This window comes from Sorangium sp. So ce281 (assembly GCF_051527395.1).
In the GTDB taxonomy this organism is placed as follows: Bacteria; Myxococcota_A; Polyangia; order Polyangiales; family Polyangiaceae; genus Sorangium; species Sorangium cellulosum_B.
Window position 1 is genome coordinate 11671611 of sequence record NZ_CP150322.1, and the last position, 14541, is coordinate 11686151.

Sequence of the window (14541 nt, forward strand, 5' to 3'; positions counted from 1 at the left end):
CGAGGGCTGTCCCGGCCGAGCTTTGCCGGTACCATCGCCGCGCCGCATGGCCTCGACGCTTTCGCCGAGCGACGACACGGAGAGCACCGCCACGGGCGCCGGGGCGGCGGGCGCGCTCGCGGGCGCGCTGGAGCTGCCCGAGCGCTACGAGGATCGGGGCCAGCTCGGCAGCGGCGGCTTCGGGGAGGTGCGGCGCGTCTGGGATCGCAAGCTCAAGCGCGCCGTGGCCATGAAGATCCTCCGGCCCGACGTGGCGCCGTCCGCGGCGCGCCGCGCGCGGTTCCTCGCCGAGATCGAGCTGACCGCGGGGCTGTCGCACCCGGGGATCGTGGCGGTCCACGACTACGGCGAGCTCGAGGGGGGACAGCTGTGGTTCACGATGGCCGAGGTGCGGGGGCGGACGCTGCGGGCGGTCATCGACGAGGCGTTCCGCGCGGGCGGCGGGCACGTGCCGCGGCGCCGGCTGCTCGATGTGTTCGCGCGCGTCTGCGAGACCGTGGCCTACGCGCACAGCCGCGGCGTCATCCACCGCGATCTGAAGCCGGCCAACGTGATGGTGGGCGCGTTTGCGGAGGTGCTGGTGATGGACTGGGGGATCGCCCGGAGCGCCGGAGAGCGGGAAGATGTCGCCGGGCCCGGCGCGGGAGCGGGCCGAGCGGCGGCGCCGGCCGGGCTGACGGGCGCGGGCGACATCATCGGAACCCCCGCGTACATGGCGCCCGAGCAGGCGCGCGGCGACGTGCGGCGGCACGGGCCCGCGACGGACACCTACGCGCTCGGGGCCATGCTGCACGACGTGCTCGTCGGCCGCCCGCCGCCCGCCGCGTCGACGAGGGGGGCGTCGGACGATCCGCCGCTGCTCGACGGGGCGCGCGGGACGTCCGACGTGCCGCCGGAGCTCGCGGCCATCTGCCGGCGCGCCATGGCGCTCGAGGTGGAGGCGCGCTACCCGGACGCGGGCGCGCTGGCGCGCGACGTCGAGGCGTTCCTCGACGGAGCGCGGCGGCGCGAGCGGGCGCTCGCGGCGTTCGTGGGCGTGCGCGCGCTGGGCGAGGCGCGCGCAGATCTGCGCGCGCGGGCGGCGGCGGCGCGCGACGAGGCGCGGCGCGCGCTCGCGGGCGTGAAGCCGTCCGACGCCATCGAGGCCAAGGCGCCGGGCTGGGAGCGCGAGGACGAGGCCGAGCGGCTGGAGCGCGAGGCCTCGCTCCGGGAGGCGGAGTGGATCCAGGCCGTGCACGGCGCGCTGGCGATCGACCCCGAGCTGCCCGAAGCGCACGGCGCGCTCGCCGACCACTACCGCGATCAGCTGCTCGACGCCGAGCGCGCGCGCCGCCTCGCCGACGCCGCCCGCGCCGAGGTGCTGCTGCGCGCCCACGATCGCGGCAGGCACGCGGCGTTCCTGCGCGGCGACGGGGCCGTCACCCTGGTCACCGATCCGCCGGGCGCGCGCGTCACCGTGCACCGTTACGTGCTCCGGGGGCGGCGCCTCGTCGAGGAGCCGGCGGGCGAGCTGGGCCGGACGCCGCTCCATGCGGCGGCGCTGCCGCACGGCAGCTACCTCCTCCGCGTCTCGGCGCCGGGGCGCCGGGAGGTCCGCTATCCGGTGCTCGTCGAGCGTGGCGAGCACTGGGACAGCACGCCGTCCGGCGCGTCCGCGCCGGTCCCCATCGCGCTCCCCCGCGAGGGCGATCTCGGCCCCGACGAGGTCTACGTGCCCGCCGGGTACGCCTGGACCGGCGGCGATCCCGAGGCGGCCGACGCGCTGCCGCGGCGTCGCATCTGGGTGGACGGCTTCGTCCTCCGGCGCTTCTCCGTGACCAACCGCGAGCTCCTGGAGTTTCTCGACGACCTCGCGCGGCAGGGCCTCGACAACGCGGCGCTGGGGCTGCCTGCGGCCCACCCCGGCGTCCTCGCGGAGGCGCTCGGGATGCCGGGGATCACGCGCGACGCCGCGGGCCGCTTCGCGCTGCGCCGCGACACGCTGGATCCGCCGCTCCAGGAGCGCTGGCCCGCGATCGTCGACGGCCACGTCGCCGGGGCCTATGCGCGCTGGCTGGCGATCCGCACGGGGAAGCCGTGGCGGTTGCCGGACGAGATCGAGCGCGAGAAGGCGGCGCGCGGCGCCGACGGGCGGCTGTTCCCCTGGGGGGATCACGCGGAGCCGGCGTTCGCGTGCGTGCTGGAGATCCACCGCGGCGAGCCCACGCCGTGGCCCGTGGACGAGCCGCCCACCGACGAGAGCCCTTATGGCGCGCGCGGGCTCGGCGGCACGGCGCGCGACTGGTGCGCGAACGTGTGGCGGCACGGCGGGCCGCCCGTGGAGGGCAGGCGGCTGCGGCTCGAGGCGGCCGACCCGGAGGACGACGATTTCCGCGCCATTCGCGGGGGCGGCTGGGGGAGCTCGATCGCGTACTCGCGCGCCGCCGTGCGCTTCGGCGCGCGCCCGGGGATCCGCCGGCCGCTCGTGGGCATCCGGCCGGCGCGCTCCTTTCCGGCTCCGGGCTGATCGGGATCAGGTCGCGGTGAGCACGGAGACGCCGCTTCCCGTGACGTAGGCGAGGGCGAGCGTGGGGATGCCGCTGCTGGGGGTGAACGCCGCGAGAGCCGGGCTCGCCAGCGCCTCACAGCCGGCGATCTGCTGAGGGAGCTGCGCGAAGCCAGACCAGCTCTCGCCGTCGTCGCTGGAGCAGATCCAGACGTTCTGGGACGCGTCCGTGAACGCGAGGTACAGCCGGTCGAGGTAGACGCAGAAGCTCGGGTTCGAGAGGACCAGGGCGCTCGCGGGCTCCTGCGCCGAAGGAGCGCTCGTGACCGTGAAGTTCGACGCGTCCACCCAGATGACCGCTGTCGGGCTCGTGGACCACGATACGGGGGCGGTCGTCTCGTAGATCTCGATGGTCTGCGACGTGACGCCCTGCTGGGCGAGGAGCAGCTGCCCGTTATAGCCGACGAGCGCCGGCGCGCCCGCCGCGCTGACACCCGGGCTGCCAGGGTCGGACCATTGCGACCCGTTCCATGTGCGCACGCACATGCAGGGCTCCGCTGCGTCGGATGCGTCCAGGTAGGCCATGCACAGCACGCCGGTCGATCCCGATCCGGCGAACACGCCCAGCGCCGGCGCGCTCGACGCGGCGATTGCAGGGCCGGTGCTCGTCCACGAGGCCGTCTGGGTTTGCATGTACATCTGCACCGAGGACGAGCCGTTCTGCTGCTGCTGGCAGGCGAGGTACAGCGTGCCGTTCAGCGAGGCCAGCGCCAGCCCGACCGCGTCCGATGCGCCGGTCGAGGTCGGGCCCGACCACGTCTCGCCGTCGCTGGAGGTGTAACAGGAGACGTCGTTGTTGGCGTCCGTGAATGCGAGGTAGAGCTGGTCGCCCCCCTGCGCGGGCGCCACGCCGAGCGCGGCGCTGTCGGTCGCGGTCACGGTCCTCGGCTCCGCGCGCCACGACAGCGGCGATTGCGTCATCATGTACCACGTGACGTCATTGGAGGAGCTCACCGTGGTGTAGGTCAGGGTGATTCGTTCGTCGCCGACGACATCTTGCGGCGGTGGACTTTCGCCCTGCATGCCGACATACCAGGTCACCGTCCCTTGCCAGGGCGTGTTCTTCGTGAGCGCGAAATCGATCCCCACCTGATTCCCGGCGGCATTCTCGCCGAGGAACAGGTTGGTCGCGGGCGCCGCCGACAACTGTGTCCACAGGCTCTGCGCGGGCATCTCGACCTTCGTCGAGGTCGTCGAGGGGGGGATCTTGTTCCCCTGTGCTCTGATCGTGATCGAGGTTTGCCCCACCACGGCATTCCCCAGCTTACGGAGGAATTCGCCATCGATCTTCCAGAGCTCCGTGTCCCCCGGGAAGCTCGTGGACGACGTCGCGCCGGGGACCTCGGACGCGGAGGCCGGGGCGGTCACGTAGATAGCCCAGGACTTGTCGGTCACGCTTGAAATCGACAGCTTGTATTTCATGTCCGGGGTGAGCTGAGCCGTGTGCGGCTTCTGCTCCACGGCGGTCTCGTCGAGCTTCGTCATCCCTGTCCTCCTCGTCGATCCCGCTCTTAACGCACCTGCCGGGCAGCATCCATGACGCGAACCTTACAGCTGCCCCTTCTTTCCGCGCGGGGGGCGGTGGTAGCCTCGCGACCGTGGCGATCCTGGAGCGACGCGGCGGCACCCGGGTGGCGCTCGCGGCGCACGCGCTGGTGGGGCGGTCGTCGGTGTGCGCGGTGCGGATCGAGGTGCGGCTCGCCTCTGCGGAGCACGCGCGCCTGTCGTACCGCGACGGCGCCTGGTCGGTGCGCGACCTGGGCAGCAAGAACGGCACCTTCGTCAACGGCGAGCGCCTCGCGCCCGGGAGCGCGCGAGCCCTCGCCGGGGGCGACCAGCTCGCGTTCGGCGATCCGGAGGCGACGTGGACCCTCGCCGACGCCTCGCCGCCCGTGCCCATGGCGCGGCGGCTCTCCGACGGCGCGCTCCTCGCCGGCGCGGGCGCCCTGCTCGCCCTGCCCTCGGCGGACGATCTGCGCGCCTGCGTGGTGGAGGCCGAGGGCGGGAGCTTCCTGGTGGAGATCGACGGGCAATCGCGCCCGGCCCACGACGGCGAGGTCCTGCAGCTCGGGGGCGAGGCGTTCGCGCTGCACCTGCCCACGCCCCCCGCCGCCACCGACGACGCGGGCGAGCACGCCGGCCGCATCGACGAGGCCGAGCTGCGCTTCCGGGTCAGCCGCGACGAGGAGGCGGTCGAGCTCACCGTGGCGGGAGGCGGAGACGCGCGCGTGCTCCCGCCCCGCTCGCACCATTACATGCTGCTCACGCTGGCGCGCGCCCGGCTCCGGGACCGCGACGCGGGCTCGCTCGGCCCCCCGCAGCGCGGCTGGGTCTTCGTCGACGATCTCTGCCGGATGCTGTCGATGGACGAGAACAAGCTCAACGTCGAGATCTACCGGGTGCGGCAGGAGATGAGCGCCGCCGGCCTCGCCAGAGCCGCCGCGGTGATCGAGCGGCGCCGCAGCAGCCGGCAGCTCCGCGTGGGCACGGAGCGGCTGGTGATCACGCCGATGGCGGCGGGCGCGGGCGCGTAAGGCTCGTGTAATGGTGCTGTCGGGCGCGGCGGCGTAAGACTCCTCTGTACCCGCGGGGCGACGGGCAGGAGCGACGGCTCGCTCCACCCGTGCGCCCCGCGTCACGGCGGCTCGCGAGGGGCATCTCGCTCGCTCGCGGACAGTCCGCGCGGACCCCTCGTGGACCGCGCATGGAGGAAACATCATGTCCGACAATACCTACGTGAACATCTACGTCTCCAACAACCTCGGCTACGGGATCGGCCAGGTCTGGCTCTCGCACACCACCAGCGAGACCCCGTGGACCGAGTGCTGGATCGGGGAGAACGTCGCGAATGGCCAGACCACCCTGACGCTGGGGTGGAGGGCCGCGCTCGTGCCCAGCAGCAACGACTACTTCACCGTCATGTGGACGGACACCTCGAACAACCTCTATGGCACCTCGATCAAGTTCAAGGCCGAGTGCGACACGGACGGCGGCGACATCGATCTCCAGCTGCAGGGCACCGGGAGCAGCGTGGTGGTGCTCCAGGGCACGACGGTCCAGGGCAGCACCTCCATCCTCCAGTACGGCTACGCGCCCAGCTCCTCCAGCGCGGCGCGCGCCGCCGAGCGGCCCACGAGCGGCGTGGCGAGGGCTCCTTCCTGATCGCTGACGGATGAGGCGTTGCACAGGTACAGACCGGGGGCCTGGGTTATAAAGTTAACCGGGACCCTGGGTGACAGATCTGACCGGGAGCCTAGGTAACAGGCTCCCGGTTTTTGTAGGAAGCCGACCGGAGGTGTCGGTGCCCTGGAAAGCGATCTGTCCCATGGACCAGCGCATTCATTTCGTCAGTTGGGTCAACGAGTCCGACGAGACGTTCACGGCGCTTTGCGAGCGCTTCGGGATCAGCCGGAAAACAGGCTACAAGTGGGTCGCGCGTCATGAAGCGCGTGGCGCTGCTGGGCTCGCAGAGCACCGGCCGGTGGCACACGCATCGGAGCAGAACGGTCGGCACGAGCGGATGCATCGCACGCTGAAGGACGAGGTGGCAAGCCCGCCGGCCGCGTCCATGCTCGCACAGCAGCGCGCGCGGCCCTGGCGCCCTGCTGCGCGGCCCCGGCGGCCCTTCTGCGCGGTCCCGCCGACCCTGCTGCGCGGCCCTGGCGCCCTGCTGCGCGGCCCCGGCGGCCCTTCTGCGCGGTCCCGCCGACCCTGCTGCGCGGCCCTGGCGCCGTGCTGCGCGGCCCCGGCGGCCCTCCTGCGCATTCACCTTGGTGTCCTTTCGTACGATCGCGTGGCTCCTGCGCGGCCCCAGCGGCCCTCCCGCGTGCCCACTTTGGTGTCCGGTCACACGTTTTTGTGGCTCCTGCGCAGCCCCGGACCCTCCTGAGCGCGCCCCACTTGATGCCCTGAATTACTATGGCTCGACGCCTGCCCCATCCGTGCGCCCACGCGGCTGGGTAGTGCTCAAAATGGAACATGAAGGCGGGAAGGCGGGAAGAAAACATCAATGATCTTCCCGCCTTCCCGCCTTCATGTGAACTCTCTTCGGGCAAATTTGAGCACTATCCGCGGCTGAACTCCAGCGTTGGGCCGGCAGAGTGCGGGGACGCAGGCACGAGCCCGACACAGGCGGCAGCGCATCGAAGGGCCCGGCCACGGGGCGGCGAGCGAAGGAGACTCGTTCGGCGCTCTGCCGCCAGGAAAGGCGCCGACCCCGATCGGTGACGCCGCGGGCCCTTCACCGCCGCGGGCGACGCGGCGGCGGAGGGCGCTCCGTTAAGCCACACCGGAGCCGCCCTCGGCGGCGAGACAGGCGGAAGCTATCAAAATCGCCACTGTTTCCGGCGACCGCTCGCCATCGACCGGTTTCTCTGGCGGGATTGCTGACACGCGGCGCTAGCGCGCCCTGGTCGACGTCGCGCCGTCGCGCTCTCGCAGCTCGCCACGCGCGCGCATCGTCGCGCGCCACCGCGCGCGGAGGTCGCTCGGCTTCTCGGCGTAGCGCTCGTCGAGGAACCTGGCGCCTGTCACGCGGTCCGTGCGGAAGTGGCGGAAGTCCTGGCGGAGCTCGCACCACGCCGCGAGGAGCCGCGTCGACTCGCGATAACCCACGATCACGGGCCACACGACGCGCTCGCTCTCGCGCCCCGTCTCGTCGCGGTACCGAAGCGCGATCTTCGTGCCGGCGCGGATCGACGCCCGCACCTCGGCCAGGTCGAGCGCGTCGGGCGCCTGGTCTTCCCCGACCGGCACGCCCGTCGCCGGCTCGAACACGAAGGGCCGCAGCCGCTCGGGGACCGCCGCGGCGATCTTCGCGATGAGGTCCTTCGCCGCCCGCTGCAGGGCGATGTCCCCGCGGTGGGCGACCCACTGCGCGCCGAGGACCGCGACCTCGATCTCGTCGGGCGTCAGCATCAGCGGCGGCATGTCGAAGCCGCGATCGAGCACGTACCCCGTGCCGGCCTCGCCCCGGATCGGGACGCGCTGGGCCAGGAGGTCCGCGACGTCGCGGTACACGGTGCGCTTCGACGTCTCGAGCTCCTCGGCGAGCGCCGCCGCCGTGATCGGCGCCCGCTGCCGGCGCAGGATCTGCAGGATCTGGAACAGGCGATCGGCGCGTCGCACGGGGATGCTGACACCAGGTTGTCAGCAGGGCGGGGCTACATCAAGCGCAGTCCACGGCGCACCCACAACCGCTCGGAGATTGCCCATGATCACGCTCCACAGCTTCGGCCCCATGTTCGGCTTGCCGGAGGCCAGCCCCTACGTCACCAAGACCGAGGTCCAGCTCAAGCTGCTGGGCCTGCCCTACACGAAGGAGCGCGCGCGGCCCGATCAGTCGCCGAAGGGGCAGCTCCCCTTCATCGACGACGGCGGCGCGCGCATCGCCGACTCGCACTTCATCCGCGAGCACCTCGAGAAGAAGCACGGCAAGGATCTCGACGCCGGCCTCGACGCCCGGCAGCGCGCCGAGGCGTGGGCCGTCGAGCGCATGATCGAGAACCAGCTCGCCGCGGCCTCGGGCTGCGCGCGCTGGCTCATCCCGGAGAACTTCGCGAAGGGCCCGGCGAATTTCGTCAACGGTGCGCCGGAGGAGGTGCGACCGAAGCTGCGCGAGGAGCTCCTCGCGCGCGTCCGCGAGAACTTCCGCGCGATGGGCATCGGGCGGCACTCGGACGCCGAGATCGTCGAGCTCGGCGCGCGCTCGCTCTCCGCGCTCTCCGCGCTGCTCGGGGACAGGCCGTACCTCTTCGGAGCGCGCCCGGCGGGCGTCGACGCGACGGCGTTCGCGGTGCTGGCGGGCCTCCTCACGCCGTTCTTCGACTCGCCGCTGCGGCGCAGGGCCGAGGGGTTCGCGAACCTCACCGCGTACGCCGCGCGGCTCATGAAGGAGTTTTACCCGGATCACCCGTGGGAGGCGGCGCGGCCGGGCGCCTGAGCGGCGCCGCGCCGCCGCGCCGTCGTGGGACGCGCGGCGGCGCTGCGGCCGATCGCGGCCTGGTTGGCGCTACTCCTCGGGAGCCGGCTCGGGCGCCGGCTCCGCGACGCCGCCGTCGACGCCGGCGCCGGCGCACGCGTACCCGGCCGAGTCCGGGGTGGGCAGGGGCAGCGACGCCACCGGCGTCGCGAGGTCGTCGAGCGCGTTCACGAGCACGCCGCCCTGGGAGTACGAGTAGACGTAGTCCTCGATGAACAGGCCGCGCTGCACGGCCGCCCCGCCGTAATAGCACCCCGACGGCACGCTGCTGAAGAAGCCGCTGTGGTCGACCGCGCCGAGCCGGCTGAACCCGTCCTCGACATCGACGTTGAACAGCTCCAGCGTGCTCGACATCGCGCCGGTCTCCCCGTCGAAGCTCACGAGCGGGAAGGCGAGCACGCCGAGCTGGCCGTAGTACGTGAACGCCTTGTGGTTGTACTCGGCCTCGGAGTGCATGTACTCCGCCCCGTCGAGCGCCTCCTTGTGCAGGAGCGCGGGCGCCGACGCGTTCGTGACGTCGAAGATCTGGAGCGCCAGGCCGGTCACCGTGCCGTCCTCCTCGCCGTCCCTGCCGATCGTCAGGAGGTGCCCGTCGTCGAGCGGGTGCATGTACTCGCTGAAGCCGGGGATCTTGAGCTCACCCGCGACGGCGGGGGACGCCGGGTCCGCGAGATCGATCACGAACAGCGGGTCGACCCGGCGGAACGTCACGACATAGCCGCGATCCCCGACGAACCGGGTGGACTGGATGGTCTCGCCGGGGGCCAGGTCGGTGACGGCGCCGATCTGCTCGAGCTCGGTCCCTTGCGCCTCGAGGACGAACACGTTGTTGCTGGTCGTCCACCTGGGCTCCGCCGGCACTTGCGAGGTCGTCGAGACGCGGAGCTTGCCGTTGTGCTCATCGAGCGAGAACTGGTTGATGATGTGGCCGGGCACCGAGCCTGACGCGACGTACCCGGGCTGGCTCGGGTCGGCGATCAGATCGAACTTGTGCAGGTGGGTGAGGTTCGTGCCGACGAACATCTCGCCGGGCGCCGCCTGCTCCTGCCAGGAGCGCGCGGCGACGTAGAGCGCGTCGTGGCTCGCGTACACGGTGTCGGTCGCGCCGACGATCGAGGTCGACTCCGGCGCCGCGGCGAGGTCGGCGAGGTCGATCGACTCGATCTGCGTCAGGCCGTACGACGTCGTGCCGGCCTCCGGAACATAGAAGTCCGAGCAGCTCGCGTCGAGCAGCGTGACCGCCTCTCCCTGCTTCTCGAAGCGGTACGGCAGCCACGTCGAGAGCGGGGCGTCCTCGATGAGCGCCGCGTTCTCGGTGCGGAGCTGCTCGAACGCCGCGGTCCACGCCTCGGCGGTCTCGGGGTACTCGGTCAGGCCCGACGGCCAGTAGCGGAGCGCGGGGCCGTGGGCGCCGCCGGTCAGCACCGTGCGCACGTTCGGGCCGGTGCGCCGCGCCGAGCTGTAGCCTCCCTCGAAGTAGACCTCCTTGACCACGCTGGGGGCGCCGCCGGCGAGGCTCAGGACGGTGATCTTCGTGAGCGGCGCCCAGACGCCGCCCGAGCCGGGCACGTCGATGCCCGGCTCGTCGGGCGGCGTCTCATCGACCCCGCCGCCGTCCGGCGGCGGGGGCGCCGGCGCGCCGGCGTCGGGGGGCGCGTCGTCCTCCGACGGCGTGTCGCCGCCGGACGGTGGGTCGGTGTTGTCCGGCGGCAGCGGCCTCGCGTCTCCGCCGTCGGCGGGGGTCTCCGGCGCGCCGCTCGGCGCGCCGGGGTCTCCTTGCGCCGGCGCGACGCCGCCGCCGCCGATCATGGTGTCGATGAGCAGGTAGTCGTAATACCCCGGCCGCGGCGTGACGCCCGCCTGCTCGTAGATCGCGGCCCCGTTGACCGACGAATAGACGACGACCTTGTCGCCTGCCACGAACATCTCGAGGGGCGAGCCCTCGATCGCGAGCGAGCTGCCCACCGCGAGCGACGACGCCGGCCACGCCGTCAGGGTGTAGAAGCTCTGGCCGTGGAGCACGTAGATGTTGTTGCCGTCGGTCTTGATGATATCCGCCTCATCGACGCCGGCGACCTGGGTGTTCGTCTCGGAGTGGGCAGGGTCGGCGCCGCTGCCGCTGTTCTCCCCTGAGGTCTCCTGGCCGGCTCCCCCGTCGTCTGCGCTGGGCGGCACCGGGGCGGGCGTGTCCGTGGGATCCTGGGCCCCTCCGGGGACGCCGACGCTGCCGTTGTCGACGCCGCCGAGGGCGCCGCGGGGGTAGCCGTACGCCGAGTAGCTCGCGATCGTGGCGTCGATCTGGGCGTTCATCTTGGCGAGCGCGTCCTGCTTCAGCAGCGCTCCGAGGTCGTCGCAGGACTGAGCCCGGTGGAGCGCCGCGCGCTGAGAGCCGATCGAGTCGACAGGCGCGGACGCCGTCTCGCATCCGGCGGCGAGGAGGCCTGTTGCCAGGAGGAGCCAGAGGGAGGAATGGGTGCGGTGGGTTCGCATGGTGCCCGCTGCGTTCGCAAGGCCCGCGCCAGCCGCCCGCTCGCTCGATTCACCGCGCTTTGCCCGCGCGCCGCGCCTGTCGCGCCGCGGAGAGCACGACAGGCGAGCGCTCGCCGCAGGCCGCCTGGCACACGTGTGCCAGGCGGATGGTAGGGCTGTTGGTTTCCGTCAGTGCGGGATGACACCGACGTTCATGGGACCCGGACGGCCCACCTTGTGGGGTGAGCGCTCTGAACCGTGTGGGTCTCGCGCTGGATCAGAGGGGGACGGGCGCCGGAGGGATCTTGAACACGTCCCATGCGGGCGTGTGGTTGCTCGTGCCTGGATCCTGGTTCCAGAGGTAGATGGCCGGATACGTGTGCACCGTCGTGCCCTCCACGACCACGCCGGTCACGTAGAGCTGCGACGCCTTCTTGCTCGGGGTCTTCTGGAGCGTATAGCCGTCGCGCGACGACGAGAAGATGACCCAGTAATAGGTCTTGCCGTCGACGGTGGTCGCCTCGGGCGACCATTGAGGCCAGCTGTTGTGGATTCCAGGGCTCGTGACCCCGAGGCAAGCGGGCGGGTCGTTGGCCGCGAGCCGCGTCGGCGTGCCGCCGGCCGCGGGGATGACGTGAATGTCGGAGTCGGGATTGTAGTACATCTCCCCCGGACCAGGCGCCCTGTTGAACGCGATGAGCTCGTCGTCGGGCGCGAACGCCGGGTAGTACTCGTTGAAATTCGCCTCTGCGGCGCCGGGCAGGGGCGTGGCCGCGCCGCCTTGCCTGTTGTTGTAAGGCACGGTGTAGAGATCGCCGGCGCCTGCGGCGAGGCGCCCGTCCTTGCCGGTGTCGGTCGACACGTAGACGATGGTCTGGCCATCGTTGCTCCAGTCCGGCATCATCGCCCCGCGCGGGTCGCCCCCGCGCTCGATGAAGCCGAAGGCGGTCCCTTCCGCGGCCGCCATCTCGGCCTTGGCCGTCGTGGCGTTGGTCCCCTCGGCGTAGGTCGGCGCGGGCGATTCGAGGTCGAACCATGCGAGGCGCGCGTTCGGCATGCTGGTGTGCGACTGGCCATCCCAGACGCTGCCCTTGTCCCGGCCATAGGAGGTGATGAAGATCCGGTCTCCGGGGGAGAAATGCGCGGGCGACATCTTGGGTGGCCCGAGCCAGGCCTGGTTCATGGCCTCCGAGCCGCCGGGCGTCACATAGGCGGGGACCGCGCCCACCGAGTCCTCCTGCACGGACGCGATGGCGAGATCCCACGGCCAGTGGTCCATGAACATGACGGCCTCGCCGTCGGGCGTCGACGTGTGGCACCCGATGCACCGCGCCTTGCCGTCGCCCCTCACGTTGCCGTTCTCGTCGCGCCGGCCGCCCTGCTGCACCTGGTCGACCTTCAGCGCGTCGACGACGCCCTCCTCGCCGACGCCGAAGCCTGCCAGCCATGCGTCCGCGGGCCCTTCGCCGATCGCCGCCCAGTACACCATGCTGCCGCCGGCCGGCGCCGGCGCGATGGTGATCGGCCCGGAGGAGCCCACGAGCGGCGCGCCCGGCGCGCTCGTCGACACGGAGCGGATCGTGATGGTGATCGGCTCGCCGCGGACGTGCGCGGCCAGCTTCTCCCACATGTCCTTGGGCATCTTCCACTCTCTGTTCGTCGTGTAGACGACCAGATCGTTCTTCTCCCGGTCGGCGCGCACGTGGATCTCGAACAGGTCCTGTCCCTGCGGCGCGATCCAGCGGAACCGGGGCCGCAGCCAGTTGTTCGGGAAGAGCGCCCCGATCTCCGGCTCGGCGAGGCACGGGCCGCCTGTCCCGCCGCTGCCCGGGGCGCCGAAGAGCTCGGCCGCGTTCGCCGGCGGCGGCGTCCCGCTGTCGTCGAGCACCGGGGCCGCGGGAAAGTCCTCGCACACCTCGCAGGGAGGCGGCTCCACGGGGCCGCCGCTGCCCACGTCGAAGATGTTCCCCGTTCCGCCGCCGATGTCGTCCGGGATGCCGCCCGCGCCGCCGGTTCCCTGGGCCTGCTGCGGGGGCCGATCCGCGCTTGCCGAGCAGGCGATCGCGCAGGCAGAGCCGATCACCAGCGTCCCAATCCGTCGATGCAAGGTTCTCATCCAGGTTCCTCCGTGCGCGCGCTCGAGGCGCGGCGCTCCCGGACCAGCACACCGTGAGGTGCGGCCGTGATCTCGCGGTCGCGGCCGGCGTTGATCCCGGACGCTCGCGCGACGCGCCCGAGCTGACGCGATGGATGCGTGGTCACGGTGCTGCTGGTTCGTCGCGCCGGGCCTCGGGGGGTACCAGCAGCGGATCGCGAGATCGCTCAGCGCGAGGCTGCCGCCGTTGCCGTCGTTGACGACGTGAAGAAAGGTTCGAGCAGGTAGGAGGACATGGACCCTCGTTCCTGTCAAGCGTCCGGCAAGGGCACGTCGCGTGGCTTGGTTGCGTCGGTTGCGTCGGTTACGTCGCGGTTTTTCTGCCGCTCCGGGGCAACTTCCCGCAGTAGGCAGTGCTAGTTTCTTCGCGTGGCATCGCCGAATCGCATCGGGTTCCCCCTTACCCCTCGGCGTTCTCCCCGCGCGCTCGTGCTCCGCGATCTGTCGCCGGAGGAGGCCGGCGCCGCGATCGACTGGTCCGGCTGGTATCTGCCCGATGACGCGGAGCGTCCTGACAAGGCCGGGCGGTCCGAGGTCGCCCGCCTGCTGCTGTCGGTGATCGCGCAGCTCGCGCGCGAGCGTGGCTGGGCCGACTGGTACGCAGGCACCGGGCACTTCTTCGCGTGGGTACGGGGCGAGCCGTTCGTGCGCGTCCTGCCGGACCTCTACGTCCTCGATCATCGCCCGTTGCCGCCCATCCCGCGGCAGTGGCAGACCTGGCTGCCGGGCCATCGTCCGCCGCGGTTCGCGCTGGAGGTGGTCGCGGGCGACTGGCGCCGTATGTACGAGGATGCGCCGGCGAAGTACTGGCAGCTCGGCTGTCCCGAGCTCCTGCTCTTCGATCCCGAGGCGGCTGCCGCCAGCGCGCCGCTCGCGGAGGAGCGGGTGCCTCTCCAGCTGTACCGGCGGGACGCGGACGGCACCTACCTGCGGGTCCACGGAAGCGGCGATCCCGTCTGGATCGAGGCGCTCGACGCGCACCTCGTCGTGCTGAAGGACGGCCCGCACCCGACGTTGCGCGTCGCGCGGAGCTCCCGCGCGACGGATCTCGTGCCGGCCGAGGAGGAGGCCCTCCGCGCCGAGGGCGAGGCGCGCGCCCTGGAGCAGCGCGCCCGCGTCGCGGAGCAGCGCGCCCGCGCCGCCGCCGAGGCGCGGGTCCGCGAGCTCGAGGCGCGGGTGCGCGACCTGGAGGCCCGCGTGACCCGGAGGTGAGCGCGGTGGCTCACGCGCCGGTACCTCGGGTCAGAACTGCTGCCAGGGATCTGCGTCGCGAGCGGAGAGAGATTGAACGCAAAGACGCCAAGAGCGCAAAGACGCAAAAATGCACGACATGTGTTCTCTCTTTTGCGCCTCTGTGCCTTTGCGTTGCTCTCTCTCTCCGGAGCCCTGATG

Annotated in this window: 9 protein-coding genes and 1 pseudogene; 6 read left to right on the forward strand and 4 right to left on the reverse strand. The window is 72.0% G+C overall.

The features are described from left to right. Window positions 1-46: 46 nt before the first annotated feature. Complete coding sequence (locus WMF27_RS44800) at window positions 47-2506, forward strand: protein kinase domain-containing protein (RefSeq protein WP_437762749.1); 2460 nt, start codon at window positions 47-49, stop codon at window positions 2504-2506. A 6-nt stretch (window positions 2507-2512) separates the two neighbouring features. On the opposite strand, the gene WMF27_RS44805 is transcribed toward WMF27_RS44800, so the two are convergent. Beyond that, complete coding sequence (locus WMF27_RS44805; protein WP_437943615.1) at window positions 2513-4030, reverse strand: hypothetical protein; 1518 nt, start codon at window positions 4028-4030, stop codon at window positions 2513-2515. A gap of 113 nt (window positions 4031-4143) precedes the next feature. Between WMF27_RS44805 and WMF27_RS44810 the strand changes: the two genes are divergently transcribed. The 3 genes and pseudogenes from WMF27_RS44810 to WMF27_RS44820 all read left to right on the forward strand — a co-directional run. Then, a complete protein-coding gene (locus tag WMF27_RS44810) occupies window positions 4144-5079 on the forward strand; it encodes an FHA domain-containing protein (RefSeq protein WP_437943617.1) in 936 nt (311 codons plus the stop codon). Between the two features lie 184 nt (window positions 5080-5263). Then, window positions 5264-5707, forward strand: a complete 444-nt coding sequence (locus tag WMF27_RS44815) for a hypothetical protein (protein WP_437943619.1) — start codon at window positions 5264-5266, stop codon at window positions 5705-5707. Between the two features lie 163 nt (window positions 5708-5870). Beyond that, a pseudogene (locus WMF27_RS44820) lies at window positions 5871-6002 on the forward strand (helix-turn-helix domain-containing protein); the annotation flags it as partial. A 941-nt stretch (window positions 6003-6943) separates the two neighbouring features. Here WMF27_RS44820 and WMF27_RS44825 read toward each other — a convergent pair. Next, a complete protein-coding gene (locus tag WMF27_RS44825) occupies window positions 6944-7672 on the reverse strand; it encodes a helix-turn-helix transcriptional regulator (protein ID WP_437762745.1) in 729 nt (242 codons plus the stop codon). Between the two features lie 85 nt (window positions 7673-7757). Here WMF27_RS44825 and WMF27_RS44830 point away from each other — a divergent pair, with 85 nt between their 5' ends. Then, window positions 7758-8486: a glutathione S-transferase C-terminal domain-containing protein gene (locus WMF27_RS44830; RefSeq protein WP_437762744.1), complete on the forward strand. Its 729-nt coding sequence runs from the start codon at window positions 7758-7760 to the stop codon at window positions 8484-8486. A 69-nt stretch (window positions 8487-8555) separates the two neighbouring features. Here the strand turns inward: WMF27_RS44830 and WMF27_RS44835 are convergent, their stop codons facing one another. Further along, window positions 8556-11015: a beta-propeller domain-containing protein gene (locus tag WMF27_RS44835; protein WP_437943621.1), complete on the reverse strand. Its 2460-nt coding sequence runs from the start codon at window positions 11013-11015 to the stop codon at window positions 8556-8558. A gap of 256 nt (window positions 11016-11271) precedes the next feature. Then, window positions 11272-13110, reverse strand: coding sequence for a TolB family protein (locus WMF27_RS44840; RefSeq protein ID WP_437762742.1), 1839 nt, complete (start codon window positions 13108-13110; stop codon window positions 11272-11274). Between the two features lie 408 nt (window positions 13111-13518). Here WMF27_RS44840 and WMF27_RS44845 point away from each other — a divergent pair, with 408 nt between their 5' ends. Next, window positions 13519-14361 (forward strand): Uma2 family endonuclease, encoded by an 843-nt coding sequence (locus WMF27_RS44845; RefSeq protein ID WP_437943622.1) that lies wholly within the window; start codon window positions 13519-13521, stop codon window positions 14359-14361. Window positions 14362-14541 lie beyond the last annotated feature (180 nt).

Bases quoted from the DNA above. Each gene is read 5' to 3' on its own strand.
- WMF27_RS44800 (WP_437762749.1), top strand. From the start codon at position 47: ATGGCCTCGACGCTTTCGCCGAGCGACGACACGGAGAGCACCGCCACG.
- WMF27_RS44805 (WP_437943615.1), bottom strand. From the start codon at position 4,030: ATGACGAAGCTCGACGAGACCGCCGTGGAGCAGAAGCCGCACACGGCT.
- WMF27_RS44815 (WP_437943619.1), top strand. From the start codon at position 5,264: ATGTCCGACAATACCTACGTGAACATCTACGTCTCCAACAACCTCGGC.
- WMF27_RS44840 (WP_437762742.1), bottom strand. From the start codon at position 13,110: ATGAGAACCTTGCATCGACGGATTGGGACGCTGGTGATCGGCTCTGCC.
- WMF27_RS44830 (WP_437762744.1), top strand. From the start codon at position 7,758: ATGATCACGCTCCACAGCTTCGGCCCCATGTTCGGCTTGCCGGAGGCC.
- WMF27_RS44835 (WP_437943621.1), bottom strand. From the start codon at position 11,015: ATGCGAACCCACCGCACCCATTCCTCCCTCTGGCTCCTCCTGGCAACA.